Annotated in this window: 24 protein-coding genes and 1 tRNA gene; 16 read left to right on the top strand and 9 right to left on the bottom strand. The window is 70.6% G+C overall.

Annotation, left to right across the window (positions count from 1 at the left end; genetic code table 11):
• The 3 genes from ITJ54_RS17035 to ITJ54_RS17025 are packed head-to-tail and all read left to right on the top strand — an operon-like array spanning position 1 to position 3,607.
• Complete coding sequence (locus ITJ54_RS17035; protein WP_194630339.1) at positions 1–1,338, top strand: FtsX-like permease family protein; 1,338 nt, start codon at positions 1–3, stop codon at positions 1,336–1,338.
• Positions 1,335–2,048 (top strand): ABC transporter ATP-binding protein, encoded by a 714-nt coding sequence (locus ITJ54_RS17030; protein ID WP_194630337.1) that lies wholly within the window; start codon positions 1,335–1,337, stop codon positions 2,046–2,048. The genes ITJ54_RS17035 and ITJ54_RS17030 overlap by 4 nt, the downstream gene beginning before the upstream one ends.
• Positions 2,045–3,607, top strand: a complete 1,563-nt coding sequence (locus tag ITJ54_RS17025) for a glycosyltransferase family 2 protein (RefSeq protein WP_194630335.1) — start codon at positions 2,045–2,047, stop codon at positions 3,605–3,607. The genes ITJ54_RS17030 and ITJ54_RS17025 overlap by 4 nt, the downstream gene beginning before the upstream one ends.
• Here ITJ54_RS17025 and ITJ54_RS17020 read toward each other — a convergent pair.
• The 3 genes from ITJ54_RS17020 to ITJ54_RS17010 form a co-directional block, all read right to left on the bottom strand.
• Positions 3,594–4,661 carry a YgfZ/GcvT domain-containing protein gene (locus ITJ54_RS17020; RefSeq protein ID WP_194630333.1) on the bottom strand — a complete coding sequence of 356 codons (1,068 nt, stop codon included), beginning with the start codon at positions 4,659–4,661 and terminating at the stop codon, positions 3,594–3,596. The two genes, ITJ54_RS17025 and ITJ54_RS17020, sit on opposite strands and share 14 nt — an antisense overlap.
• Positions 4,661–5,281, bottom strand: a complete 621-nt coding sequence (locus tag ITJ54_RS17015) for an FABP family protein (RefSeq protein ID WP_194630330.1) — start codon at positions 5,279–5,281, stop codon at positions 4,661–4,663. Before ITJ54_RS17015 ends, ITJ54_RS17020 begins: the two co-directional genes overlap by 1 nt.
• Before the next feature lie 136 nt (positions 5,282–5,417).
• Positions 5,418–5,699, bottom strand: a complete 282-nt coding sequence (locus tag ITJ54_RS17010) for a hypothetical protein (RefSeq protein WP_194630328.1) — start codon at positions 5,697–5,699, stop codon at positions 5,418–5,420.
• An 85-nt stretch (positions 5,700–5,784) separates the two neighbouring features.
• Between ITJ54_RS17010 and ITJ54_RS17005 the strand changes: the two genes are divergently transcribed.
• The 8 genes from ITJ54_RS17005 (at position 5,785) to pstB (ending at position 14,831) form a co-directional block, all read left to right on the top strand.
• Positions 5,785–6,468, top strand: coding sequence for a response regulator transcription factor (locus ITJ54_RS17005; protein ID WP_194630325.1), 684 nt, complete (start codon positions 5,785–5,787; stop codon positions 6,466–6,468).
• A 2-nt stretch (positions 6,469–6,470) separates the two neighbouring features.
• Entirely contained in the window at positions 6,471–7,289 is an 819-nt protein-coding gene (gene mshD, locus ITJ54_RS17000) for a mycothiol synthase (protein WP_194630323.1), read from the top strand.
• A 90-nt stretch (positions 7,290–7,379) separates the two neighbouring features.
• On the top strand, positions 7,380–9,545 hold the full coding sequence (locus tag ITJ54_RS16995; RefSeq protein ID WP_194630321.1) for an RNA degradosome polyphosphate kinase: 2,166 nt from the start codon (positions 7,380–7,382) through the stop codon (positions 9,543–9,545).
• Positions 9,542–10,489: an NUDIX hydrolase gene (locus ITJ54_RS16990; RefSeq protein ID WP_194630319.1), complete on the top strand. Its 948-nt coding sequence runs from the start codon at positions 9,542–9,544 to the stop codon at positions 10,487–10,489. Before ITJ54_RS16995 ends, ITJ54_RS16990 begins: the two co-directional genes overlap by 4 nt.
• 302 nt (positions 10,490–10,791) lie before the next feature.
• Positions 10,792–11,901, top strand: a complete 1,110-nt coding sequence (locus tag ITJ54_RS16985; protein ID WP_194630317.1) for a phosphate ABC transporter substrate-binding protein PstS — start codon at positions 10,792–10,794, stop codon at positions 11,899–11,901.
• A gap of 85 nt (positions 11,902–11,986) precedes the next feature.
• Entirely contained in the window at positions 11,987–12,937 is a 951-nt protein-coding gene (gene pstC, locus ITJ54_RS16980) for a phosphate ABC transporter permease subunit PstC (RefSeq protein WP_194630315.1), read from the top strand.
• Between the two features lie 13 nt (positions 12,938–12,950).
• Positions 12,951–14,030, top strand: coding sequence for a phosphate ABC transporter permease PstA (gene pstA / locus ITJ54_RS16975; protein WP_194630313.1), 1,080 nt, complete (start codon positions 12,951–12,953; stop codon positions 14,028–14,030).
• Between the two features lie 21 nt (positions 14,031–14,051).
• Positions 14,052–14,831, top strand: a complete 780-nt coding sequence (gene pstB / locus ITJ54_RS16970) for a phosphate ABC transporter ATP-binding protein PstB (RefSeq protein ID WP_194630312.1) — start codon at positions 14,052–14,054, stop codon at positions 14,829–14,831.
• A gap of 84 nt (positions 14,832–14,915) precedes the next feature.
• Here the strand turns inward: pstB and ITJ54_RS16965 are convergent, their stop codons facing one another.
• The 6 genes from ITJ54_RS16965 to ITJ54_RS16940 form a co-directional block, all read right to left on the bottom strand.
• The gene (locus ITJ54_RS16965; protein ID WP_194630311.1) at positions 14,916–15,554 is read right to left on the bottom strand and encodes an ATP-binding cassette domain-containing protein; all 639 of its coding nucleotides are present in this window, start codon (positions 15,552–15,554) and stop codon (positions 14,916–14,918) included.
• Positions 15,554–17,578 carry a hypothetical protein gene (locus tag ITJ54_RS16960; protein WP_194630310.1) on the bottom strand — a complete coding sequence of 675 codons (2,025 nt, stop codon included), beginning with the start codon at positions 17,576–17,578 and terminating at the stop codon, positions 15,554–15,556. Before ITJ54_RS16960 ends, ITJ54_RS16965 begins: the two co-directional genes overlap by 1 nt.
• A 21-nt stretch (positions 17,579–17,599) precedes the next feature.
• Positions 17,600–17,980, bottom strand: coding sequence for a lactococcin 972 family bacteriocin (locus ITJ54_RS16955; protein WP_194630309.1), 381 nt, complete (start codon positions 17,978–17,980; stop codon positions 17,600–17,602).
• Between the two features lie 114 nt (positions 17,981–18,094).
• Positions 18,095–18,949: an anti-sigma factor domain-containing protein gene (locus ITJ54_RS16950; RefSeq protein ID WP_194630308.1), complete on the bottom strand. Its 855-nt coding sequence runs from the start codon at positions 18,947–18,949 to the stop codon at positions 18,095–18,097.
• On the bottom strand, positions 18,946–19,545 hold the full coding sequence (locus ITJ54_RS16945; RefSeq protein ID WP_194630307.1) for a sigma-70 family RNA polymerase sigma factor: 600 nt from the start codon (positions 19,543–19,545) through the stop codon (positions 18,946–18,948). Before ITJ54_RS16945 ends, ITJ54_RS16950 begins: the two co-directional genes overlap by 4 nt.
• A 593-nt stretch (positions 19,546–20,138) precedes the next feature.
• On the bottom strand, positions 20,139–20,768 hold the full coding sequence (locus tag ITJ54_RS16940; protein ID WP_194630306.1) for a DNA-directed RNA polymerase subunit beta: 630 nt from the start codon (positions 20,766–20,768) through the stop codon (positions 20,139–20,141).
• Positions 20,769–20,830: 62 nt separating this feature from the next.
• Here ITJ54_RS16940 and ITJ54_RS16935 point away from each other — a divergent pair.
• From ITJ54_RS16935 to ITJ54_RS16915, 5 genes are all read left to right on the top strand, one after another.
• Positions 20,831–20,903, top strand: a tRNA-Lys gene (locus ITJ54_RS16935).
• A gap of 237 nt (positions 20,904–21,140) precedes the next feature.
• Entirely contained in the window at positions 21,141–22,124 is a 984-nt protein-coding gene (locus tag ITJ54_RS16930) for a helix-turn-helix transcriptional regulator (RefSeq protein WP_194630304.1), read from the top strand.
• Between the two features lie 79 nt (positions 22,125–22,203).
• Positions 22,204–23,346, top strand: a complete 1,143-nt coding sequence (locus ITJ54_RS16925) for an acyltransferase family protein (protein WP_194630302.1) — start codon at positions 22,204–22,206, stop codon at positions 23,344–23,346.
• 57 nt (positions 23,347–23,403) lie between these two features.
• Entirely contained in the window at positions 23,404–24,195 is a 792-nt protein-coding gene (locus tag ITJ54_RS16920) for an SGNH/GDSL hydrolase family protein (RefSeq protein ID WP_194630300.1), read from the top strand.
• A 160-nt stretch (positions 24,196–24,355) separates the two neighbouring features.
• Entirely contained in the window at positions 24,356–24,676 is a 321-nt protein-coding gene (locus ITJ54_RS16915) for a hypothetical protein (protein ID WP_194630297.1), read from the top strand.
• The last annotated feature ends 21 nt before the right edge of the window (positions 24,677–24,697 follow it).

The following is a 24,697-nucleotide window of genomic DNA, read 5'->3' as shown; positions in this document are numbered from 1 at the left end:
ATGACGTCACTCCGGGTCCTCCGCCTGCTCTTCGGTCCGCAGGCCGTCCGACCGGCGACCCGGATCGCGGCACTGATGGCGTACGCCGTCGTGGGCGCGGTGCTCTCCGCCCTCGGCAACGCCTTCGTCGCCTACGCGTCCGCCGCCGGTCCGGTCTCGACGCTCTACGGCCTGATGTCCTGGACCGCCACCGCGATGCTCGCCGCACCCGTCCTGATGCTCGTCGAGTCGGCGGTGACGGCGACCGCCTCCGAACGCAACGACCGCCTCGCGACGCTCCGGCTGCTCGGCGCATCGTCGCGACTGATCCGGCGCCTCCCGGTCATCGAGTCCGCGCTGCTCGCCGCGATCGGCAGCACCATCGGGGCCGTGGTCGGGACGGCGGTCGCCCTCCTCGTGGGACAACCGGGGCTCACCGGCGCTGCGAACACCGCGTCCGGAGCGCCCCTCGGCCTGCTCGGCATCGGGGGAACCGTCGTCCTGGTCACCGTGCTCGCGATGTGGCGCGGGTCGCTCGGGCTCCGTCAGGTGCTGATCGGGCCGCTGGGGGTCCGTCGTCGGGAGCGACCGGAGCGGGTCGATCCTCGTGCTCTCCGACGCGGTCTCGTCGTCCTCGGGCTGACCACGGCCGGTGGGATCGTGTTCGGCGTCCAGATCTCGATGATCGGGGTCTTCCTGGTCCTCGTCGGGATCGTCACCGCCATGACGACGCTCCGCCTGATCGGCCCGGTCGTCATCAGCGGACTGGCGACGCGTGCACATCGTCGGGCCGGCAGTGCCGCAGCGCTCATCGCTGCCCGGACCGCGATGGAGGCCCCGTTCGCCGCGTGGCGTCGTGTCAGCGGCGTGACGATGACGACGTTCGTCGCCGTGGTCGCTGCGGGTGGCATGGCGCTGCTCGCTCCCGTCTCCGAGCCGACGATCGTGCACGACGTCACCGTCACGACCGTCATCACGCTGGCGTGCTCCGCACTGCTCACCGCCGCCACCGTCACGCTCGACGAGGTGAGCGCGGTGCTCGACCGCCAGGCTCTCCACGTCGGCCTGCAGCGCGCCGGCACACCGCGCGCCGTGCTCGACGGGGCACGGCTGCGCGGCGTCGGGCTCCCGCTCGTGACGATGTCCGTACTCGCCCTGCTCTCGGCCGCGCTGCTCGTCGGTCCGCTCGTGCTCGGCGCCGGAGCGATCTCCCTGTCCTCGGTGGTCACGCTCGGCACCGCGATCGCCGTCGGCATCGGCATCGCGCTCGTCGGGGTCGTCGCCACCGGCCGGCTGCTGCCGGGTGACCCCGCGGACCGTCCACACCTCACGACCGAACCGAACGGAGCCACCTCGTGACCACCACCGCACCGACCATCCAGGCCACGGGGCTCACCAAGCGCTACGGCGACACCGCAGCGCTCGAAGGCGTCAGCATCGCGATCCGTCCGGGTGAGTCGCTCGCGATCACCGGGACGTCCGGCTCGGGGAAGAGCACGCTGCTGCAGTGCCTGGCGGGGATCGACACCCCGGACGCCGGTCAGGTGCTGCTCGCGACGCGTCGCGGTCCGCGGGACGTCGCCACGATGCGCGGTGAGCGGCGGGCGGAGCTCCGCCGGACGCGCTTCGGGTTCGTCTTCCAGCAGGGGCTGCTCATCCCGGAGCTCACCGCCGTCGAGAACGCCGCGCTGCCGCTGCTCCTCACCGGGCGGTCTCGCCGCGACGCCGCGCGCACCGCCGCCGGGTGGCTCAGGGCGCTCGGACTCGCCGGGTTGGAGGACCGCCGGCTCGGCCAGCTCTCCGGTGGCCAGGCGCAGCGTGTCGCGATCGCGAGAGCCCAGGTCACGGCACCCGACGTCGTGTTCGCGGACGAACCGACCGGCGCACTCGACCCGACGACGTCGCTCGAGGTCATGCACGCGCTGCGCAGCTCGGTCGTCGGGAACGGCGGCAGCCTGGTCGTCGTCACGCACGACCCCGTGGTCGCTGCCGGGTGCGACCGCACGGTCCACATCGACGACGGACGGATCCAGTCCGACTCGATGAACCGCGCCGAGCAGCGCCGATGACCGGCACCGGGCAGGGTGACCACCGCCGGCCGGACGCCGGCGCGGTGGTGTCCGGCGTGGTCGCCATGCTCGTGGTGGTCGCTGCGTGGACGGCCATCGCGCTCGTCGCCGCACGCGACATCTGGGTCGTGCGGGACCCGGAGACCCCGGTCGAGATCGTCGTCGGTGTCGTGCTCGCCGCGGTCATCGGCTTCGTCGTGCTCGGTGGCGTCCGGGCGCTCTCGATGGCGGTCGCCTACCCTCTGCTCCGGCGCGTGGAGCAGCGACAGGCGGCGCGCAGGGCAGCTGCGAACGACACCGTCGCTGTCCCGGCCCGCGTCGCGATCCTGCTCTGCACGGCGAACGACTTCGCCCCCGACCGCCTCGCACGGACCATGCAGCAGACGCACCCCCACGTGGAGACGTTCGTCCTCGACGACTCGTCCGACCCCGAGGTCCGGGCCCGGGTCGACCGCTTCGCAGTGGAGTCCGGTGCCACCGTCGTCCGTCGCACGGATCGGACCGGCTTCAAGGCCGGGAACCTCAACCACTTCTTCTCCCTCGGCATCCACCACGACGCCTACGTCGTCGTCGACGCCGACCAGGTGCTCCGACCGGACTTCGTCGAGCGGGCCCTCGCGCGGCTGACGTCACCGTCGGTGGGCATCGTGCAGGGCCGGCAGCTGATCCACGACGACACGAGCGCCTTCGCCCGACGCTTCGGCGGGCTGCTGCGCACGCACATCGCGGTCACGCAGGCGTCCCGGTCGCGGTTCGGCTTCTCGATGTTCATGGGCCGCGGGGCTCTCATCACCGCCGCGTGCGTCACCGCCGTCGGCCGCTTCCCGGAGGTGGTCATGGAGGACCTGGCCTTCAGCGTCGAGGCCCGCCGCGCTGGCCAGCGCATCGTCTGGGCCCCCGAGGCGCTCAGCAGCGAGGACTACCCGATCGACTACGCGGCCTTCCGGAAGCAGCAGAGCAAGTTCGCGCAGGGCAGCGCCGAGTTCCTGCGGCGGTACCTCAGACGGGTGCTCCTCGGTCCGCTCCGGGTCCGCGAGAAGACGGACCTGCTGCTCGACTGCCTGGCGACGCCCGTCAGCAGCGGCCTGGCGATCGCGCTGTTCCTGGTGAACCTGCTGCCGACGGGCCCGTACGGCTGGGGGTTCCTGCCGCAGCAGGAGGGGCTCGCTCTCGGAGTCTGCGGCGCGGCACCGCTGCTGCCCGAGGCCGTGCGGACGTTCCGCCGCCGTGGGCTCGTCCGCGCGGTGGTGTTCTTCGTGCAGGCGAGCGCGCTCTACACCTCGACGCTCTGGCTCACGCTGTCGTCCATGCTGCGGGTCGCCGCCGGTGGCTGTGCACGCTTCGTGATCACACCGAAGCTGCGCGGCACGACGACGGTCCTGTCGCTGCTGCGCGAGGTCCTCGTCGCCGTCGTCGCCGTGGCCCTGGCGTTCGTGGTCGCGCACGGCCCCGGTGCCGCCATGGTGTTCGTGATGATGACCCTGTCCGCCGTCTGGATGCACGTGCTCGACCGCCGCGGCGACCGCTGGTCACCGGGCAACGGCGCTAGGAGCGCTTGACCGCCCCAAGCCGAGGCAACCGCGGCACGTTCGCCGTCGCACCCGCGCCGGGCGGGACGATGGTCTCCTGCGCCGCCGTCACCACGACGTCGTCCGCGGTGAGGGTGAGCACGGCGGACGGGTCGAGCGAGCGCTTGACGACCGCGAGCCCGACCGGCCCGAGCTCGTGGTGCACCGCTGACGCCGTGAGCCGCCCGACCTCGGTGCCGTCGAGCGTGACGGGGGTGCCGGGAGCGGGCAGCACGGCGTCCGAACCGTCGAGGTGCAGCATCACGACCCGACGCGGCGGGTGCCCGAGGTTGTGGACCTTGGCGACGGTCTCCTGCCCGCGGTAGCAGCCCTTGCCCAGGTGCACGGCGGAGCGGAGCCAGTCGAGCTCGTGCGGGATCGTCCGCTCGTCGACGTCGGTGAGCGCGGGGCGCCAGGCGGCGATGCGCAGGGCCTCCATCGCGAGGAGCCCCGCGACGGGCCGGTCGGACGCGGCCAGGGCGGCAGCGGCGTCGGCGGTGAGCACCGCGATCCGCAGCGTCCAGTCGGAGCCGGGGTGGGCCTCCTGGCTGGCGTAGCCCCATCCGCCGGGCGTGACGACGCTCCACGGGTCGACCCACTCGACGACCGCGTCGGCGACGACGCCCGCGTCGGCGAAGGACCCGACGGTGACGAAGTCGGCGCTGCGGTCGGCGACCTCGACGCGGAGCATGAACCGCATCGACGTCAGCCACGCGGCGAGCGGGGCGGCGTCGGCGGGTTCGGTGAGGAGCCAGGTGGTCTCGCCGTCGTCCACGACGCGGGCGGCGTGCTCGACGCGGCCCGAGGCGTCGAGCACGAGCGTCTCGGTGCTGACACCCGGCGCCAGGCCGAGGAGCAGCTGCGACGTGATCGAGTTGAGCCAGGACAGGCGGTCCGGGCCGGTGACGGTGACGACGCCGAGGCCGAGCTCGACCACGGCGGTGCCCCTGGCCAGTAGTCGCTGCTCCCCCAAGGGGTTGCCGAAGTGGGCGGCCGGACCCTCCGCGGACGCGACGAAGCCGTCGCGCGCGGCGAAGACGGCCATCAGTCGACCTTCGCGAGCTGCCCCGAGGCGTGTGAGGTGAGTCCCTGACCCAGGGCGGCGATGTCCCACGCCCAGAAGAGCTTGCCCTCGACCAGCCCGTACAGGCGGGTGGCCGCGGAGTACTCCTTGGCGTTGGCGGAGCGCATCACGGCGTCGGTGGCCAGGTCGATGCGGCCCTTGCGGACCTGCCCGACGTAGAGCTCGTTGACGCCGGTGGGGTGGATGATCATGGCCTCGACGTCGAAGCCGTCGTTCGCGTTGCGGAGCGCCTCGACGCTCTGCGTGGTCGTGAAGGGCGCGTTCCCCTCGCCCATGAGCATCGCCGGGCCGCGGTCACCGGGCTCGGACGGACGGTCGAGGCGCCAGTAGCCCATCTCGGCGGCGAGCGGCGTGTGCTGCTCGTCGAGGAGCCACGTGGTGGACGTGTAGTTGAGGTACGGCAGGCCGTCGTGGCTGAAGCTCACGCGCTGGCCGAACTCGTACGAGCGGACCTCGGGCTGGTCGTCGTCGGCGGACGCCTCGCCGATCGGGTACTCGACCACGCCGGTGCCCTCCCAGACGCCGACGAGCCAGGAGAGCGGGACGAGTTCGGCGGTCAGGCCCTCCGGCAGTTCGATCAACGCTGACCCTTGAACAGCTTCACGACGACGGTCACCGAGATGAACGCGATCGCGAGCGACGCCAGGCCGAGGAGGCCCACGTAGAAGAGCTCGAGCGCAAGCAGCGAATCCATGCCAGGAGTCTACGCGTCCGGGCTCAACGTGCCAGGAGCACCACGGCGGTCACGAGCACGACGACGAACGAGCCCGAGGACGCGATGCTGATCCGCTCGACCAGGCCGTCCTTCGTCGCGGTGATGAGCTGCAGCACGAAGCTGACCATCACGGAGGCCACGAACACGAGCAGCAGCCAGGCGAAGGAGTCCCGGTCGCTCAGCGTCAGGACGAGCACGGCGCCGACGATCGACAGCAGCCAGACGGGCAGCACCGACGTCAGCTGCAGGCGGCGCTGGTCGGCGGGCGGGACGGGCTCGGTCACGTCCCCATCATGACAGGCGCGGTCCTGGCGGCGTGTCGAGCATCACTAGGATGTGTCCACGACGTCTTCCCGCTCTGGAGGTCCTGTGGCACAGCTCCTGGTACTCACTTCGGCTGCGCCCGGCGACGTCCTGCCGGCCCTCGGCCTCCTGAGCCACCGGATCCGCCACGTGCCGGCCGACGCCTCCCACCTGGTCAACGCCCCACAGAGCGACCTGATGTTCGTGGACGCCCGCACCGACCTGGTCAGTGCGAAGGCCCTGTGCAAGATCCTCGCCACGTCCGGCTCGACGACGCCCATCGTGCTCGTCGTGACCGAGGGTGGCCTGACCGCGGTCACGAGCGAGTGGAACGTCGACGACGTCGTGCTCGAGACCGCCGGCCCCGCCGAGGTCGACGCCCGCATCCGCCTGAGCTCCGGCCGGGCCGCCAAGAACCAGACGGGCTCGAAGATCCAGGCCTCCGGGGTCGTCATCGACGAGGCCAGCTACTCGGCGAAGGTCCGCGGCAAGCCGCTCGACCTCACCTTCAAGGAGTTCGAGCTCCTGCGGTTCTTCGCCACGCACCCGTCGCGGGTGTTCACGCGCGAACAGCTCCTCAGCGAGGTCTGGGGCTACGACTACTTCGGTGGCACCCGCACGGTCGACGTGCACGTCCGCCGTCTCCGCGCCAAGCTCGGCGACCTCGAGTCGCTGATCGGCACGGTCCGCAACGTCGGGTACCGCTTCAACGTGTACGAGGACGAAGCCGACCGCCTGATGGGCCAGTAGTCGTGGCCGACCTCGCGGCCTTCGTCGTCCCCGGCGAACCGCCGCCCTTCTCCGACCAGACCCTGGTCGACGTGCGCGCCGGCCGGGCCGTCGTGCTCGAGGAACCCGACGGGGTCGCAGCCGGACCCGACGGGGCCGCGGTCGTGCGCGAGGGCGAGCTGGAACTCGTGGTCCGCCGGGAGGCCCGTGGCCACGGCACCGGGACTCGGCTCGTCGAGCGGGCGCTCGCGCTGGGCGGCGGGGCCGCACCGCGTCTGGCCTGGGCGCACGGTGACAGCCCGGCGGCACGCGCCATCGCCACCCGGTACGGCTGGGCACCCACGAGGACGCTGCTGCAGCTCCGCGCGCCGGTGCCGACCGTCGGAGCCGACCCGAGCCTCCCGACCGGGTACTCCCTCGCTGCCTTCCGGCCCGGCACCGACGAGGCGGACTGGCTCGCGCTGAACGCGGCGGCGTTCGCGTCGCACCCGGAGCAGGGGTCGATGACCATGGACGACCTGCTCGCGCGGCAGGCCGAGCCGTGGTTCGCCCCCGCCGACCTGCTGCTGCTGCGGGACGCCTCCGGGGTGCTCGCGGGGTCGTGCTGGCTCAAGGTCGAGGACGGAATCGGCGAGTTCTACGCCGTCGCCGTGCGGCCGGACCTGCAGGGGCAGGGCCTCGGGGGCGTGCTCATGCGCGCGGGGTCAGCCCGGTTGGTCGGACGGGGCCTCGACGCCCAGGCGCTCTACGTCGAGGGTGACAACGAGCCGGCGCTGGCGCTGTACCGGCGGTCCGGGTTCACGCAGCACGCGATCGACGTGCAGTACGCCGCGCCGGTCTGATCTCCTCCACAGCCGCCCTGTTCACCGCGGGTTCCCACAGGGGCGGCCATCGGCCCTCCGACCGCAGCACGCGGGTGGCAGGATGTGGGCATGGACACCGAACCGCAGCTCGACGGCGACTCCGTCTCGAACGACCTCGACGACTTCGACGAGGTCGTGGAGGTCGAGCACGAGTCCCTGCCGTCGGACCGCTACTTCGACCGTGAGATCAGCTGGCTGCGGTTCAACCAGCGGGTGCTCGAACTGGGAGAGGACCGCACGGTCCCGCTGCTCGAGCGCGCCAACTTCCTGGCGATCTTCGCGTCGAACCTCGACGAGTTCTTCATGGTCCGCGTCGCCGGGCTGAAGCGCCGCATCGACACCGGCATCGCCGTCCCGACGAACGTCGGCCGCGCACCGAGTGACGTCCTCCGCGACATCGCGAAGAAGGCACACGAGCTGCAGGACCGTCACGCGCAGGCCTTCATCGGCTCGCTGAAGCCCGACCTCGACGCCGCCGGGCTGCACATCGAGCACTGGTCCGACCTGGGCGAGGACGACCGCGCCCGGATGCGCGAGTACTTCGCCGAGCAGATCTTCCCGGTCCTGATGCCCCTCGCGGTGGACCCGGCACACCCGTTCCCGTACATCTCCGGCCTGTCGCTCAACCTCGCGGTGCGGGTGCGCAACCCGAAGTCGCAGCGGCAGGAGTTCGCGCGCCTCAAGGTGCCGCAGAACTTCTCGCGGCTGATCAAGCTGCCGGACGACAACTCCGGGCGCATGCGCTTCATCCCGCTCGAGGACCTCATCGCGAACCACCTCGGCGACCTGTTCCCGGGGATGGAGGTCCTCGAGCACCACGTGTTCCGTGTCACCCGGAACGAGGACGTCGAGATCGAGGAGGACGAGGCCGAGAACCTCATCCAGGCCCTCGAGCGCGAGCTGCTGCGTCGCCGCTTCGGTCCGCCCATCCGCCTCGAGATCACCGAGGACATGGACCCGGTGACGCTCGACCTGCTCGTCCGCGAACTCGACATCACGGAACAGGAGGTCTACCGGCTGCCGTCGCCACTCGACCTCGGCTGCCTGTTCGAGATCTCGAAGATCAACCGGCCCGACCTGCACTACCCGAAGCACGTGCCGACCACCCCCGTGCAGTTCCAGCCGGGTGAGCCGAACACCAAGCCCGACCTGTTCCGCGCGATCGCGGCCAGGGACGTCCTGGTGCACCACCCGTACGAGTCCTTCGCGACGAGCGTGCAGGCCTTCCTCGAGCAGGCCGCCGCCGACCCGAACGTGCTCGCGATCAAGCAGACGCTGTACCGCACCTCGGGCGACTCCCCCATCGTGGAGGCCCTCATCGACGCCGCCGCCGCGGGCAAGCAGGTGCTGGCGCTGGTGGAGATCAAGGCGCGCTTCGACGAGCAGAACAACATCACCTGGGCACGCAAGCTCGAGAAGGCTGGCGTGCACGTGGTCTACGGCCTGGTCGGGCTGAAGACGCACTCCAAGCTCGTGCTCGTCATCCGGCAGGAAGGCGGCACGCTCAAGCACTACAGCCACATCGGCACCGGCAACTACAACCCGAAGACCTCGCGCATCTACGAGGACATGGGGCTGTTCACCGCGGACGACGTCGTGGGCAAGGACCTCACCCGCCTGTTCAACGAGCTCTCCGGGTACGCCATCGAGAAGAAGTTCAAGCGCCTGCTGGTCGCCCCGCTGCACCTGCGGAAGGGCCTGCTCAAGCGCATCCAGGTCGAGGCCGACAACGCCCGCGCCGGGCTGCCCTCCGGCATCCGGATCAAGGTCAACTCGATGGTCGACGAACAGATCATCGACGCGCTCTACCTGGCCAGCCAGGCCGGGGTGCCGATCGACGTCCTGGTACGCGGCATCTGCTCGCTCAAGCCCGGGCTCGAAGGCGTCAGCGAGACCATCCGCGTGCGCAGCGTCGTCGGGCGGTACCTCGAGCACTCCCGCGCGTTCGCCTTCCACAACGACGGCGACCCGTTCGTGTTCATCGGCAGCGCGGACATGATGCACCGCAACCTCGACCGTCGCGTCGAGGCCCTGGTGCGCCTGTCCGACCCCGCCCACGTGAACGAGGTCACCGAAGTGTTCGACATGGCTATGGCCGAGACCACGAGCTCGTGGCACCTCGAGTCGGACGGTGAGTGGACGCGCCACTCGACGGACGACGACGGCCGCCCGTTCGACGACGTGCAGAATGTGATCATGCGGAAGATCTCGGCGCGGAAGCGCTCCACGCGGTGAGCGGCGCCTCCACGGGCCCCGTCCTCGCGGCGGGGGCAGTGGTGTGGCGCGAACAGGACGGGGAGCCGCTCGTGCTCCTGGTCCACCGCGAGCACCACAAGGACGTCTCCTTCCCCAAGGGCAAGGTCGACCCGGGCGAGGCCGTCCCCACCGCCGCCGTCCGCGAGGTCCTCGAGGAGACCGGCCACCGCGTCCACCTCGGCGCCCCGCTCGGCACTGCCGAGTACGTCCTGCCGAACCGCCGCGACAAGGTCGTGCACTACTGGGCGGCCCGGGTGTCCTCGAAGGAGCTCGAGCGCGCCGGCGTGTTCCACCCGAACCACGAGGTCGCCGCGATCGAGTGGGTGACCATCGACGACGCCCGCGCCCGGCTCACCTACGCCCGCGACGTCGAGATCCTCGAGCGCTTCGCCGAGCGAGTCGCCGCGGGCCAGCACCGCACGTTCGCGCTCATCGCCCTGCGGCACGCGAAGACCACACCCGGGTCCGAATGGCACGGCCCCGACGCCACCCGTCCGCTGCTGGCCGTCGGTCGCGCGCAGGCGAAGGCCGCCGCCGCCCCGATCGCCGCGTTCGGCCCGAAGAAGATCGTCAGCAGCACGGCCGCGCGGTGCCTGGCGACCGTCGAACCCCTGTCCGACCGGGTCCGGCTCGGGGTCTCGAGCACGCCTGACATCAGCCAGGACGCCCACGAACAGGGCTCGGCTGACGTCAGGGGCGCCGTCCGCAAACGCCTCGCGAAGCGCAAGTCCGCCGTGTTCTGCTCGCACGGCCCGGTGCTGCCCGACATCATCGCGCGCATCGCCACCGACACCACCGCCGACACCGACCGCTTCGACCTGCGCCGCGCCGCGATGCTGTCGGTCGGCGACTTCACCGTGCTGCACATCGCCGACGACACGCTCGTCGCCGTCGAGACGCACCGCAACACCGTCCCCGCGTAGCGCAGCGCCTCGCGCGCTCCCCGCGCCACGGCCCGTGTACCGGCCACGTGGCGGGGGTGGTGCTGCGCGCCCGAGCCGGGCCGAGCCTCCCGTCCGCCGCCGGGCACGCTGGTCCCGAGCCTGCCCCCGGAACCGCCTGCTTGCTCGCGTTCCGCGCCGTGACACCCCCTCGTTCACCTCCCGTTCACCGGCGGGCGTCATCCCGGTCACTTCGCGTCCCTACAGTCGCTCGCGGGTCGGCACCGGCCCACGGGACTGAACAGCGGTCCCACCTGCACTCCACATTCCCCGAAGGGACCCCTGTGAACATCAAGCGAATCGGTTCGATCGCAGCAATCGCGATCGCCGGCGCAGTCGTGCTCTCCTCGTGCGCGGCGAACGAAGGCGGCGCGGGCAGCACCACGGCGCCTTCCGCCTCGGGTGTCGACTACTCGAAGCTCTCCGGCACCCTCACCGGATCGGGCTCGTCCGCCCAGCAGACCGCCGAGGCCGTCTGGGCCTCCGGCTTCCAGGACCAGGCCTCCGGCGTCACGGTGAACTACTCGCCCGACGGCTCCGGCGCTGGTCGCAAGAACTTCATCTCCGGCGCCGCGGACTTCGCCGGCTCCGACGCCGCGCTCAAGGACGAGGAGCTCGCGGGCTCCTTCGGCCTGTGCAAGGCGGACACCAAGGCCATCGACATCCCGGTCTACATCTCCCCGATCGCCATCGCCTTCAAGGTCGACGGCGTCAAGGACCTGACGCTCGACGCCAAGACCATCGCGGGCATCTTCTCCGGCAAGATCACGAAGTGGGACGACTCCCAGATCGCCGCCCTGAACAAGGACGCGAAGCTGCCGAGCGCCAACATCACCGTCGTGCACCGTTCGGACGACTCGGGCACCACCCAGAACTTCTCCGAGTACATGTCGGCCAACGCCGGCGACGTCTGGACCGAAGCGCCCAGCCAGACCTACCCCTACCAGGTCGGCGACAGCGCCAAGGGCGGCCCCGGTGTGGCCTCGGCCATGCAGGGTGCGACCAACGCGATCACCTACATCGACGACTCCGGTGCGGGCGACCTCGACAAGGCCAAGCTCATGGTCGGCGACAAGGCCACCGAGATCTCGGCCGAGGGCGCTGCCAAGGTCGTCGCGGACTCCGAGACGGTCTCCGGCCGCGAGACCAACGACCTCGCGATCGACATCAACCGCAAGGACACCGCCGACGGCGCCTGGCCGCTCGTCCTCGTCTCCTACGCCATCGCGTGCCAGGAGTACAAGGACGCCGACAAGGCCGAACTGGTCAAGTCGTACCTGACCTACGTCGTGTCGGACGACGCCCAGAAGGCCGCCGCGTCGGAGGCCAAGTCGGCCGCCCTCTCGACGGACCTCGCGAAGAAGGCCGCTGACGCGGTCGCCTCGATCAAGTAACAACTCCTCACCGAGAGCCCGGACGCCGGCCACACCGACCGGCGTCCGGGCACTTCCCCGTCTCCCGACAGGAGTCCCACTCCCCATGACGACCGCCCCGGCCCAGCAAGGGTCATCGCTCAACCCGCCGAAGCCCAAAGCCGTCGTCCGCGTCGGCGACCGAGTCTTCTCCGCCGCTTCGGTCATCTCCGGCAGCCTGATCCTGCTCGTGCTCGCGCTCGTCGCGGCGTTCCTCGTCTGGCAGAGCATCCCCGCGTTCACCGCGAAGGCCGGCGAGCTGCCCAGCGGCGCCGGGAACTTCTGGGAGTTCGTCGGGCCCCTGGTGTTCGGCACCGTGTGGTCCGCGCTGCTCGCGCTCGTCATGGCCGTCCCGCTCGCCCTCGGGATCGCCCTCTTCATCTCGCACTTCGCACCGCGCCGCATCGCGCCGGTGCTCGGCTACGTCATCGACCTGCTCGCCGCGGTCCCGTCGGTCGTCTACGGCCTCTGGGGCATCGTGGTGCTGGCCCGGTTCGTGCAGCCGTTCTACGCCTTCCTCAACGAGTACTTCGGCTGGATCCCGCTGTTCTCCGGCCAGCTCTCCGGCACCGGTCGCACGATCCTGACCGCGTCGATCGTCCTCGCCGTCATGGCCATCCCGATCATGACCGCGGTCATGCGCGAGATCTTCCTGCAGGCCCCGACCCTCAACGAAGAGGCCGCACTCGCCCTCGGCGCCACGCGCTGGGAGATGATCCGCCTGTCGGTCCTGCCCTTCGCCAAGTCCGGCATCGTGTCCGCGATCATGCTCGGCCTGGGCCGTGCACTCGGCGAGACGATGGCGATCGCCCTCGTGCTGTCGGTGTCGACCAACGTCACCTTCCAGCTGCTGACGTCGCTGAACCCCTCGACGATCGCCGCGAACATCGCCCTGCAGTTCGCGGAGGCGTCCGGCACCGCGCTGAACGCCCTGATCGCGACCGGCCTGATCCTCTTCGTCATCACCCTGGTCATCAACATGCTCGCCCGCGCCGTCGTGCGCGGTCGCGCCAGCTGAGAGGTCACCCCCGATGTCCCTCGCGCTCCGTCAAACCAACGGCAACGTCTTCGCCAACGGCAAGCTGCACAAGTCCGTGCCGTGGCTGCTCCTCATCGCCAGCTGGGTCGCACTCGGCCTGGTCTTCGCGCTCCTCAACGCCGGTGGGGCCGTCAAGGACTTCAACGTCGTCGCGGCGCTGTTCCTCGGCACGGTCCTGTTCGACGTCCTCATCGTGGTCGTCTCCCGGATCGTCGAGGGTGGCCGCAAGGCGATCGACCGGCTCATCACCTCGCTGGTCGTCACCGCGTTCGTGATCGCGGTCCTGCCGCTCGTGTCGCTGCTCTACACGGTGCTCGCCGACGGCCTGGCCCGCTTCGACGCCGCGTTCTTCTCGTACTCGATGCGCGGCGTCATCTCGGTCGGCGGTGGCGCCCTGCACGCGCTGATCGGCACGATCGAGATCACGCTGTTCGCCGCGGTGATCAGCGTCCCGATCGGCCTGCTCACCTCGATCTACCTCGTCGAGTACGGCCGTGGGACCCTGGCCCGTGGCATCACGTTCTTCGTCGACGTCATGACGGGCATCCCCTCGATCGTCGCCGGGCTCTTCGCCTACTCGCTCTTCGCGCTGATCCTCGGCCCGGGTGCCCGCTTCGGCCTGGTCGGCTCCGTCGCCCTGGCCGTGCTGATGATCCCGATCATCGTGCGCTCCACCGAAGAGGTCCTGAAGATCGTCCCGATGGAACTCCGCGAGGCCTCGTACGCCCTCGGTGTCCCGAAGTGGCTGACCATCCTCAAGATCGTGCTCCCCACCTCGCTCGCCGGCATCACGACGGGCGTCATGCTCGCCATCGCCCGCGTCATCGGTGAGACCGCTCCGCTGCTCGTCACGGCCGGCTTCACCACGAGCATGAACTACGACCTGTTCGGCAACCCGATGATGACCCTGCCGGTGTTCGCGTACACGCAGTACTCGCAGCAGGGCGCCAACCCGGTGCCGTTCGTCGACCGGGCCTGGACCGCAGCACTGGTCCTGATCCTCATCGTGATGGTGCTGAACCTGCTCGCCCGGTTCATCACGCGTCTCTTCGCCCCCAAGCTCTCCCGCTAGACCCACCCGGAAGGTCACACCGTGTCCAAGCGCATCGAGGTCGACGGCCTCAACGTCTTCTACTCGAAGTTCAAGGCGGTCGAGGGCGTCGACATGACGATCGAGCCCCGTACCGTCACTGCCTTCATCGGCCCGTCCGGCTGTGGCAAGTCCACGTTCCTCCGCACGCTCAACCGCATGCACGAGGTCATCCCCGGCGCCTACGTCGAAGGCTCGGTCAAGGTGGACGGCGACGACCTGTACGCCCCCGGCGTCGACCCGGTCATCGTCCGCCGCCAGGTCGGCATGGTCTTCCAGCGGCCGAACCCGTTCCCGACGATGTCCATCAAGGACAACGTGCTGGCCGGCGTGAAGCTCAACAACAAGCGCATCAGCCGTTCCGAGGCAGAGGACGTCGTCGAGCGGTCCCTGCAGGGCGCGAACCTGTGGAACGAGGTCAAGGACCGCCTCGACAAGCCCGGCATGGGCCTGTCCGGTGGCCAGCAGCAGCGTCTCTGCATCGCACGTGCCATCGCCGTGCAGCCCGACGTCCTGCTGATGGACGAGCCGTGCTCCGCGCTCGACCCGATCTCGACCCTCGCCATCGAGGACCTGATCGGCGAGCTCAAGAAGGAGTTCACGATCGTGATCGTGACCCACAACATGCAGCAGGCCTCGCGCGTCAGCGACAAGACCGCGTTCTTCAACATCGCGGGTACCGGCAAGCCCGGTCACCTCATCGAGTACGACGACACCGCGACGATCTTCTCGAACCCGTCCGTCAAGTCGACCGAGGACTACGTCTCGGGTCGCTTCGGTTGATCTCCGCACGCTGAACGGCCCCGGCGACCTCGGTCCCCGGGGCCGTTCTCGTCGCCGGTTCGCCATGCCGTGGCCGCGTCAGGGTCAGTCGGTCGGCCCAGGGAGGTCGACGGTCCGCATGCAGGCGTCCCGGACAGCAGCGACGTGCGTCGCGATCAGCACTGCGGCCCCACGCCCCGCGAACTGCGCGAGCACGTCCATGACCATGCGACCGTTGTCGTCGTCGAGGGCCGCCGTGGGCTCGTCGGCCAGGATCACCGTCGGCTGCTTCACGATGAGCCGCGCGAGCGCCACCCGCTGCTGCTCGCCACCGCTCAGCTCGGCGACGGGTCGAGACCCACGACGCCCCAGACCGACCGTCTCGAGCGCAGCCTCGTTGGTCGGCCGCCGCTCCGACCGGGTGGACCGCCGGGTGCGGACGATGTCCAGGTTGGCACCGACCGACGCGTCCTCGACGAGTCCGTAGTTCTGGAACAGGTACCCGATCACGTCACGCCGGAGCAGCCGGTCCGTGCGTCGACTGGTGCCGGCGACGACACCTCCGACCGTGATGGTGCCGGAGTCGACGTCGTCCAGCCGCCCGATGCAGTCCAGGAGCGTGGACTTCCCGGAGCCGCTCGGTCCGGTGACCGCCACCATCTCCCCCGGTCCGACGGCGAAGGACAGCGCGTCCCAGAGCGCGCGGGTGCCCTTCCGTTTCGTCGCGTGCTCGACAGTGATCATCAGCGGTCCCCTCCCTGTGCTGCGATGACGGCGCCACGTGTCCGGCCCATCACCGCGATCCCCAGGCAGGAGACGACGAGCGCCACCCCGATCGCCGAGGCCAGGGCGGTTGCCGAGGCCGCGGCGGCTGGATCGAGTGACGCCCCGAAGTCGCTCGGATCCGGCCGGTGTTCCCACCAGAGCTGGACCGCCGTGCCGAGCGTCAGCACGAGGACTGTTGCCTCGAACACGAGGAGTCCCCGATCGGTGGCGATCGGCGACCACCCCGCCGCGAACCGGCCGAACAGGCTCTGGGCGCACCGTCGGCGATGAGCCAACGCCCCCTGGACCAGGACGAGGACGGAGACGGCGAACGAACCGACCCACGTGGCGAGGTGGACCTGCGCCTCGACGGCCGCTCGACGGGCGCGCTCAGCGGCGGCCTGTCCCACCGCGACGACCGCGCTGATCTCCGACCGGACCGGCGAGCCGTGGAGCGCTCGTCGCGCGGCTGCTTCGGACGTGAAGACGACGTCCCCGGTCGACAGCCACGCACCGAGTTGATCGCGGGAGAACGCCGTGGCGGGCGAGCCGACGGTCACGACGATCGGCTCGTCCGTCCACGCTGCGGTGGACGCATCGCCCGGGTACGTGTAGAGACGCTGCCCCGGTTCGAGCAGAGCGGTGTGCACGCCGGACCGCATCGACGCGGGAGCGTCCTTCAGGTTCCAGTCGACGATCTGTCGGACGAGCCGATCCCGGTGGCGTTCCAAGTGGTGCGGGACGGCGATCTGCACACCGTGCCCGGGCTCCATCGCCGTTCCGTCCTCCGTCTCGACCGGGTGGTCCCGCAGGTAGCCATCACTCACGAACACGGCCACCGCGGACGCGCGGGGGCCGTCCGGGACCTCGACCGGCGCGGAGATGAACGCATTGCCGGACGTCAGCACCCGCGCCGCGAACGACCCGATCGCATCCCAGTACCCCGCACTCGACACGTCACCCCGCGGGTCGCCGGTCACCCACAGCTGCACCGTGTCGCCAGCAGCCCGGAGGTCACGGTCCGGTGCGCCGTCGCGGAGGATCGCGACGCTCCCCACGAGGTCGAACGTGGCGACCATCAGGAGCACCGCAGCCGGGAGTCGAGCGCCCAGAGCGACCACCACCGCCGCACGCCCGGGACGGTGTCCGCGGATCGCGCGCGCCGGCGGCGTCCGGAACGCAGCGGTGGCTGCCATCAGGTGCACGGCGAGGACCACGACCGACATCGCCGCCCAGACCGATGCGGCAGCGGCCAGGAACTGCAGGATCTGCGCCAGACCGTCGTACACCGCGAGCGCGATCAGGACGACGACCAGCATCCCGACAGCGGACGCCGACGCACCTGCTGCTCCGGAGAGTTCGGCGCGGAGGTGACCGGCGAGACGCTGTCCGGACACGCGCCGGACGACGGCCCGGCGCGGACTCCCGACGGTGCCGATCACACAGAGGGTGGCACTGGCCACCAGGGCGAGGAGCACGAGTCCGGAGGTGTCGTCCGTCCCGGCGCGGACCACGGCCGCGGTCGCGTTCGGGAGCCGAGTCGTCGAGGCGTCGAACCGGGCATGCGTGAGCGTGGCTGCGATGGCCTGCGCGTCGGCGTCCGTCCCGACGACGAGGTACTCGCCGGACGCATCGAACCGGTCGAGGTCCGTCATCGGCCGGACGGTCGTCGTCATGGCCCGGGTGAAGTCCGGGTAGCCGTCGGCGAGCCACCGTTCGCCGACGGACCCCGGCACCGCCGTCGTGAGCATCGTCCGTCTCGATGACGGCTCGCTGCGGTCAGCGACGATCCGCAGCACGGTGCTCGACGTCGTGGTGGCGGCACGCTCGAGCATCCGAGCGACCTCGGCGTTCGGCGCGTTGCCGGCGCCGCCGTCGGCTCGGACCACGGCGCGGGCCTGGGCGACACCAGACTGGTCGATCTCACCGAGCCCCAGGAAGGCGATCAGCAGCGCGAGCGGTGCGACGAACAGGTAGGCCCACCGCACGGGACGTGCAACCACGCTGGTCTCCGCGGACCGCGGTCAGCAGTTGTGGTAGAACGCCTGGTTCCCGCTGGCCTTCTTCGGCGTCAGCGCCTTGGCGTACCGGCCGCCCGGGACGTTCGTGACCTTCTTCGAGACTTTGCCGACAGCGGTGGCGCCGTGGCAGCTCTTCTCGCGGAAGGAGTTGGAGTAGACGTCAGTGCGACCGACGCCCCACTGCCAGAACGACCCGTCGCCGCTGCCCGCGCGCGTCGACGATCCCGTGGTATGGTGGGATGCCGATCCGTCGATGACGACGCCTCCGGCTGCGGCCCCTGATCCGAGCACCTCGGTGGGCGATGCCGAAGCTGCCGTGGCAGTCCCGGCGATGAGCGCGGCTGCTGCTGCGGCTGCCATCACGATGGTCGTGCGCTTCTTCATGGTGTTCCCCCGTTCCCGTCACTCCGGATGAGCGACGGGGACCACCATTCCACACGTGATACGCCAGTGTAAAACTGGCAACTGCGAGGACTTGTAGCAGCGGGCAGGAACTGACTACGCGGACGTGGTCGGGACCGCGACGATCGGCGTCGTCGTCGGCTGCTTCGACCCACCGGCCGGCTCGACCGTGATGCCCACGGTGGCGCCCTGCGACTTCGCGCCGCTCAGCACTGCCGACCGGACACCGCCGTCGACGTCGTTCATCAGGCCGGCGGACTCGATGGTGCCGCCGGACTCCGCGGAACCGATGTACCAGAGCTCGTAGGTCTTGTCCTTCGGCGCGGCCTTCACCCCGTCGAGGATGACGGCCGACTTGCCGAGCTGGTCGGACCAGACGACCGTGGCCGTCCCGCCGCCCTTGACCGACGACGTGCTCCGAGCGAAGTCGGGGGACGCGTAGATCTGGTCGAGGCCGGACGCCGCCTGCGAGCTGCTCGGGCCGGGGTTCGAGCCCCCGTCGAAGAGCACACCGCCGGCACCGAGACCGACGCCGAGGAAGATGACACCCACGGCGGCAGCAGAGGCCAGGTACCCAGCGGGACGCTGGAACCAGCGACGGTGTGCCGCAGCACTGGCCGAGCCACCGGCGGAGGCGAGGTCCGTGACGGGGGCGATGGGGGCCTCCTGGACGGGTTCCTGTTCTTCGGGGCGGGCGTGAGCCGGTCCGGCCGACGCCTGGGGCGTGGTCTGGATCGCGGCCATCAGCGATGCCTTGAGGGACGCGGGCGGCTCGATCGGCTCGACCGCGTAGGCCAGTGCCCGGGCGGTCTCCGAGAGCGAGTCGGCCTCGGCGCGGAGTTCAGGGAAGGCCGCGAGGGCTTCTTCGATGTCGTGGCGCTCCGCGTCACTGAGGGCGTCGAGGGCGTAGGAGCCGGTCAGGAGCGCGGGGTCGTCGTGTCGTTGGGTCATGACGTCACCCCCATCTCGTCGCGTAGACGGATCATCCCGTCGCGGAGACGGGTCTTCACGGTGCCGATCGGCACTCCGAGTTGTTCGGCCATCTCGCTGTGCGAGTAGCCGCCGTAGTAGGCCAGCTGGACTGCCTGGCGCTGGAACTCCGTCAGGCGGCCGAGGGCACGGCTGACGCGTTCGTGTTCGATGCGGATCTCGACCGATTCCGACACCTGGTCGAACCCGGACTCGAAGTCGCGGATGCCGATCTTGGTGTCACGGTCGCGGGAGGACTGGGCAGCGCGGACACGGTCGACGGCCCGGCGGTGTGCCATGGTCAGCACCCAGCTGGCGGCACTGCCGCGCTTGGTGTCGAACTTGGCTGCCTGCTGCCAGACCTCGAGGAAGACCTCCTGGGCGACTTCCTCGGACTGGGCGCGGTCCCGGAGGAGCCGTGTGATCAGGCCGAGGACCCGACCGGAGAGCTCGTCGTACAGCTCGGAGAAGGCCTGCTGGTCACCTTGGGCGACACGGAGGAGGAGGCGATCCGGCGACGCGGGTGCTGGCTCGTCCGAGCTCCAACTGTCCGTGTCGCGTTCCACGAGGGCAAGCATTGCAGGTTTTCCTCCTTCCGGTGTCGTGCGTTCGTGCTGCGTTCAGGTTGGTGCGTTCAGGACACTTCGTCCTGGGTGTTTCGTTCAGGGTGCTTCGTTCTGGGTGAGGCGAGGGCCCCGCGCGATCCGCAGGGAATTGACCAGCTGGTGGAGCCGGACCGGGTCGAGCAGGACCCTCGCTTCGTGGCCTTCCGTGAAGTCGGTCACGCTGATGATTCGGCACCCTCGCCCGGACGGATTGGCCGGGGTGGCTGCGGTTTCCCGCAAGTCATCCGTGGCACGCCCGGGAACCGGTCTGTCCACCGTGAGTGAACAGGGCAGCGCGTACAGCTCGCGTCTCCTACAATTGACATCGCCGGGCCGCAGCAAGCCCCGGGCTCCAAAATTCGCCGCTTCGAGCGGCCTCGCGCCGAGAGGCGCTTCTGCGGCCCGGTCTTTCTCTGCCCGGATGCGGGCTCCGCACGTTGCGGGTCGGCGGGGTTGGCTCACGCTCGTCACGGGTCGACGGTGCCGGCTCACGCTCGTCGCGGGTCGGCGACGACTGCCGGGAGGCTCGGCTGGTGTCCGGCGGGCCGGTGCGGTCTGGCGGGTGCTCAGTCCAGGGCGTCGCGACGCCAGAGCGCCGCTGCCGCTGACAGGTCCTCGGCGAGCTCGGCCAGGCGGAAGGCGCGGACGGTCAACACGCTCGCACGCTCCTCGGCCGTGATGTCGGAGTCGTCCGCCACGCTCGTCGCTCCCGCGGCGGCGAGACGACAGAAGGCGGCACCGCGGTCGAGCGCCACGGCGAAGTCGCCCGTGTAGAGCCCGTGCAGGATGCTGTCCGCGAGCGCCAGGATCTCGGCGGGACCCGTCGGGGCCTCGGCGCCGGCGACGGCCTGGTCGATCGTGCGGATGCGCTCCGTGCCGCGGGTGAAGAGGTAGGCGACCTCGTCCGGGTTCTGCCGGATGACGGTGCGCATGAGGTAGATCCGCCACAGGGTGCCGGGCAGCGTGTGCGGTCCGACGCGGGCCCAGAGCTCGGCGACGGCTTCGATCCCGTGGACGTCTGTGTAGGTCACGAGGCGCTCGACCACGGCGGGGTCCGGGTCCTGCCGCACGCGGTGGAGCAGGGCGTTGGCGGTCTCGTGCGCGACGCGGTTCACCAGCGCGGGGTCCTCGCCGCCCTTGATGGCAGCGAACTCGGCGTCGGTGAAGTGGACTGGACGGTGGTGATCGCGAGGCACCCGGGAAGTGTAGGCGGCGCCGGTGACACGGGCGTCCTGTCGCCCGATACCCTGGTGGACGAGGGCCTCTAGCTCAGTTGGTAGAGCACCGGACTTTTAATCCGAGGGTCGTGGGTTCGAGCCCCACGGGGCCCACCTTCGGTCATGACGTGCCCGACGCCGGTCGTCCTGCTTCGCTGAGATCGCACTTCGTGTCGCCTCCTCGCGCAGGGAGGCGACACGAAGTGCGACCTCACGCAGGCGTGGGGGGAAGGTCGCGGCCGGTCGGCGGGATCTGTCCCGGGCATGCCGGAAAGCTCCCAGAGCGCGGGACGGTTGAACTCGGCCGCCGCGGGACTTAGCGTGGATCGAGTCCTCTGGGAGGAGGCCGCGATGACCACCGAGCCGCACGCATCCGGCGGAGCAGACACCCCTGCGCCACCGGAGCCCCTGGTGTCGGTCGCCGGACACGACACCGACTCGGCGATCAGCTCCCTCGCCGGCATGTACGCGGGCAGGGCCTGGTACTCCCGGCCGGTGGACGAGCGCTTCTGGTACCGCTACGTCGGTGTCGGCGACGACCAGCTCAGCATCCGACGATCCCAGATGCACGGGTACCTCCGCGGCGACGTCGCCGTCGAGGGCGAGGTCGTCGTGCAGTGGCTCGAACGTGGTCGTGCGCGGGTCGACGTCGGGGGCGACGAGGTCCGGATGCGACCCGGCGTCCCGACGATGTTCCCCGTCGAACGGCGCTTCGACATGGAGTACGAGGACTGGGACCAGCGCCTGGTCCACGTCGACCGCGACCTCGTCCTCGACGTCGCCGCAGAACGCTGGCTCGTCGACGGCACCCTGTCGTTCGACCGCGCCGCTCCTCAGGACCCCGCGGCGGTCGCCCGCTGGCGGAGCGCCGTGTCCGGTGCCGTGCACACGCTCCGCGAGGACGGCCAGGCGTCGCTCGCCTGGCACGAGGCACGACGCACCGTCGCCCGTGCACTGCTGGACCTGTACCCGCTGCAGGCCGAGCTCCTCGGCGCCGGCACAGGCGACCCCGCACATCGACGACTCCGTGCTGCGGTCGAGTTCGTCCACGAGCACGTGCACGAACCGCTGACCGTCGCCGACATCGCGCAGGCCGCCGGGCTGAGCGTCCGCGGGGTCCAGGACGCCTTCCAGCGGACGCTCGACACCACGCCGATGGCCTACGTGCGGGACGTCCGCCTGAGCCGCGCGCACGAGGAACTGCAGTCGCTCGACCCGCGGTCGGCCTCCGTGGCCGAGGTCGCCCGGCGCTGGGGGTTCGCACACATGGGTCGGTTCTCCTCGACCTACGCCTCCCGGTTCGGGGAGTACCCCCGCCAGACGCTGCGACAGTGAGCCACGACCGGGAACGATCTCGAGCGGTTCGAACTGAAGGAGTTTCGTCTTCCGGCTCGGCATTCCGTAGGATCGATGCATGCGCGATCGCCCCGCGGGCAGGATCGGCTCGCTCGACGGCCTGCGCGGTGTCGCTGCGGCCGTGGTCCTGATCCACCACAGCCTGCTCACCATCCCGTCGTTCGCCAACGGGAACCTGCACCTCCCCGTCCCGGACACGCGGGCCTGGCTGGTCTACAGCCCGCTCCACGTCTTCTGGGCCGGGGGCGAGGCCGTGTTCGTCTTCTTCGTCCTCAGCGGGTTCGTCCTCACCCTGCCGGCACTCCGCCGGACACAGGACTGGAACGCGTACTTCCCGAGCCGGCTGATCCGCCTGTACCTGCCCGTCATCGCGTCGGTCCTGTTCGCGCTCGTCCTCTTCCTCCTGGTCCCGAGGACACCGACGACGGGCCAGTCGGCATGGGTGCTCCGGCACGCCCAGTCCCTGTCGCTCGACGGCCTCCTCGGCGACGTCACCCTGCTCGCACCGACCCGGATGAACAGCCCCCTGTGGTCGCTGACCTGGGAGGTGGCCTTCTCACTCCTCCTCCCCCTGTTCGTCTCGATCGCCGCAGTGACCCGTCGGTACTGGTGGATCACGGTGATCGTCGCAGCGCTGCTCTCCACCGCGGGTCATCCGCTCCGGATGCAGTGGCTGACCTACCTGTCGATGTTCCTGGTCGGTTCCGCCCTCGCCGCCGGGTGGGAGCGGATCCCGACCGTCCGGCGCCCCGTCGGCTGGGTCCTGTTCCTCGCGAGCCTGCTCGGGATCACCTGCTCGTGGTGGATCCCGAACGACGCCCCCGGCGCGGTCTTCGGCTCGACCGTGATCCTGCTGTCAGCCGCGATGCTCGTCGTGCTCGCGGGCAAGTGGCTGCCGGCGGAACGGGTCCTCCTCGGGTCCGTCCCACGGACCCTCGGTCGGGTGTCGTTCAGCCTGTACCTCGTGCACGAGCCGATCGCCGTGAGCATCGCCAACCTGGTGCCGACCGCGCACCCATGGCTGACCCCGGTCATCGCCGTGCCGCTCGCCCTGGTCGTGTCGGTGTTCTTCGCGCGGTTCGTGGAGCTGCCGGCGCACCGCCTGGCCAAGACCGTGGCGCGGCGGCTGTCCGGCGCCGACCCGGCCAAGCGACGGGGCCGACGGGTCGCCGACGTCACGGAGCGCTCCCGGGCCTCCTGAGCCCGGTCACATGGAGCTCGGATGTTCCCACCCGCGACCATCCGTAGAATCCCTGACATGCCCAGACGAACCGACGGCGGCGCGGCGGCCGCTCGCGGTCGTGGCGGCGTCCGGCGATCCCGGAGGCCGGCGTTCGCCCTCGGGCTGATGTCGGTCGGTGTCGCCGCGTTCGTCGTGCTGATCCCGTCGGTGTCGGACGCGTGCCAGCCGTCGACCACGACGGCGAGCGACCGGGTCGAGCGGGCGACGGCGGCCGGGGCCGACGTGCTGATCATCGGCGACTCGTACACGGCGGGGCGCGGGTCCTCGGACGCGCACACCGGATGGGCGCAGCTGCTCACGGCGAGCGAGGCCTGGCGGAGCACGATCGACGGCCGTCCGGGCACCGGCTACGCCAACGCCGGTGCCGGCAACCAGTCGCGCAACACCTACCTCCCCCGCATCGCTGCGCACGCGGACCTCGACCCGGACCTCGTGCTCGTGCAGGGCAGCCAGAACGACTGGGTCACGAGCGCCGACGCCCTGCAGCAGCGGGTGGAGGCGACACTGCGGACGGCGGAGCGCCAGTGGCCGGACGCCGTGGTCGTGGCGATCGGCCCGTCGGCACCGCTGCCCCGCGCCGACACGACCGCGGGCATCGACGCCGCGGTCGCCGCCGGAGCGCACACCGTGGGCGTGCCCTACATCGACCCGAACGCGGCGGGCTGGTTCACGACGGTGAACAGTCCCGCCTACGCCGCTCGGGACGGCGAACACCTCGACGACGACGGGTACCGCTACATGGCACGCCGGGTCGGTGCTGCGCTCCGCGGGCTCGGGACCGCTTCCTCGGAGTGCCAGGCGAGCTGACCTCCGGGGGACAACTCGTCCACAGCGTTCTCATGGCGAACCCCCTGCGCACACCGGCCGATCCACAGCGGGCTGGTGGGCGGACGCCGTTAGTGTCGTCTCCGGATCCACTGCTCGTGGGTCATCCGCACCACCAGCAACGAGACGAACGGGGTACACCGTGATCGAGCACATCGACGCCACGCACACCAGCACCACCGGGGAAGCGCGCCGCATCGTCGAGCTCGCCGCAGCGACGAACACCTCCATGAGCGACCGGCTGCTGCTGGACACGCTCCGCCGACGCGCGCAGGTCACGACCAGGCACATCCGCACGGACTTCGTCGAGGTCGCCACGGGTTCGAGCGTCCTCGGGTACGTGTGCCGCCAGCGCAAGCAGTTCCTCGCCCTCCGCGGCGACGACCCGGCCTGGGCGCAGGAGATCGGCCGCTACGCCACCGAGTCGCTCGCGGTCGAGGCCCTGCGCATGCGTCGCGCCTGAGACCCGCGCCACCACTGACGA

The organism is Curtobacterium sp. VKM Ac-2865 (assembly GCF_015350905.1).
Classification (GTDB): domain Bacteria; phylum Actinomycetota; class Actinomycetes; order Actinomycetales; family Microbacteriaceae; genus Curtobacterium.
The sequence above is the reverse complement of the archived record's forward strand: the minus strand, read 5'-3'. Positions and strand labels throughout refer to the sequence as shown.

Excerpts from the sequence above, each read along its gene's own strand:
- ITJ54_RS17035 (WP_194630339.1), top strand. The coding sequence starts at position 1 with ATGACGTCACTCCGGGTCCTCCGCCTGCTCTTCGGTCCGCAGGCCGTC.
- ITJ54_RS17025 (WP_194630335.1), top strand. The coding sequence starts at position 2,045 with ATGACCGGCACCGGGCAGGGTGACCACCGCCGGCCGGACGCCGGCGCG.
- ITJ54_RS17020 (WP_194630333.1), bottom strand. The coding sequence starts at position 4,661 with ATGGCCGTCTTCGCCGCGCGCGACGGCTTCGTCGCGTCCGCGGAGGGT.
- ITJ54_RS16995 (WP_194630321.1), top strand. The coding sequence starts at position 7,380 with ATGGACACCGAACCGCAGCTCGACGGCGACTCCGTCTCGAACGACCTC.
- pstC (WP_194630315.1), top strand. The coding sequence starts at position 11,987 with ATGACGACCGCCCCGGCCCAGCAAGGGTCATCGCTCAACCCGCCGAAG.
- pstA (WP_194630313.1), top strand. The coding sequence starts at position 12,951 with ATGTCCCTCGCGCTCCGTCAAACCAACGGCAACGTCTTCGCCAACGGC.
- ITJ54_RS16965 (WP_194630311.1), bottom strand. The coding sequence starts at position 15,554 with ATGATCACTGTCGAGCACGCGACGAAACGGAAGGGCACCCGCGCGCTC.
- ITJ54_RS16955 (WP_194630309.1), bottom strand. The coding sequence starts at position 17,980 with ATGAAGAAGCGCACGACCATCGTGATGGCAGCCGCAGCAGCAGCCGCG.
- ITJ54_RS16950 (WP_194630308.1), bottom strand. The coding sequence starts at position 18,949 with ATGACCCAACGACACGACGACCCCGCGCTCCTGACCGGCTCCTACGCC.
- ITJ54_RS16945 (WP_194630307.1), bottom strand. The coding sequence starts at position 19,545 with ATGCTTGCCCTCGTGGAACGCGACACGGACAGTTGGAGCTCGGACGAG.
- ITJ54_RS16930 (WP_194630304.1), top strand. The coding sequence starts at position 21,141 with ATGACCACCGAGCCGCACGCATCCGGCGGAGCAGACACCCCTGCGCCA.
- ITJ54_RS16925 (WP_194630302.1), top strand. The coding sequence starts at position 22,204 with ATGCGCGATCGCCCCGCGGGCAGGATCGGCTCGCTCGACGGCCTGCGC.
- ITJ54_RS16920 (WP_194630300.1), top strand. The coding sequence starts at position 23,404 with ATGCCCAGACGAACCGACGGCGGCGCGGCGGCCGCTCGCGGTCGTGGC.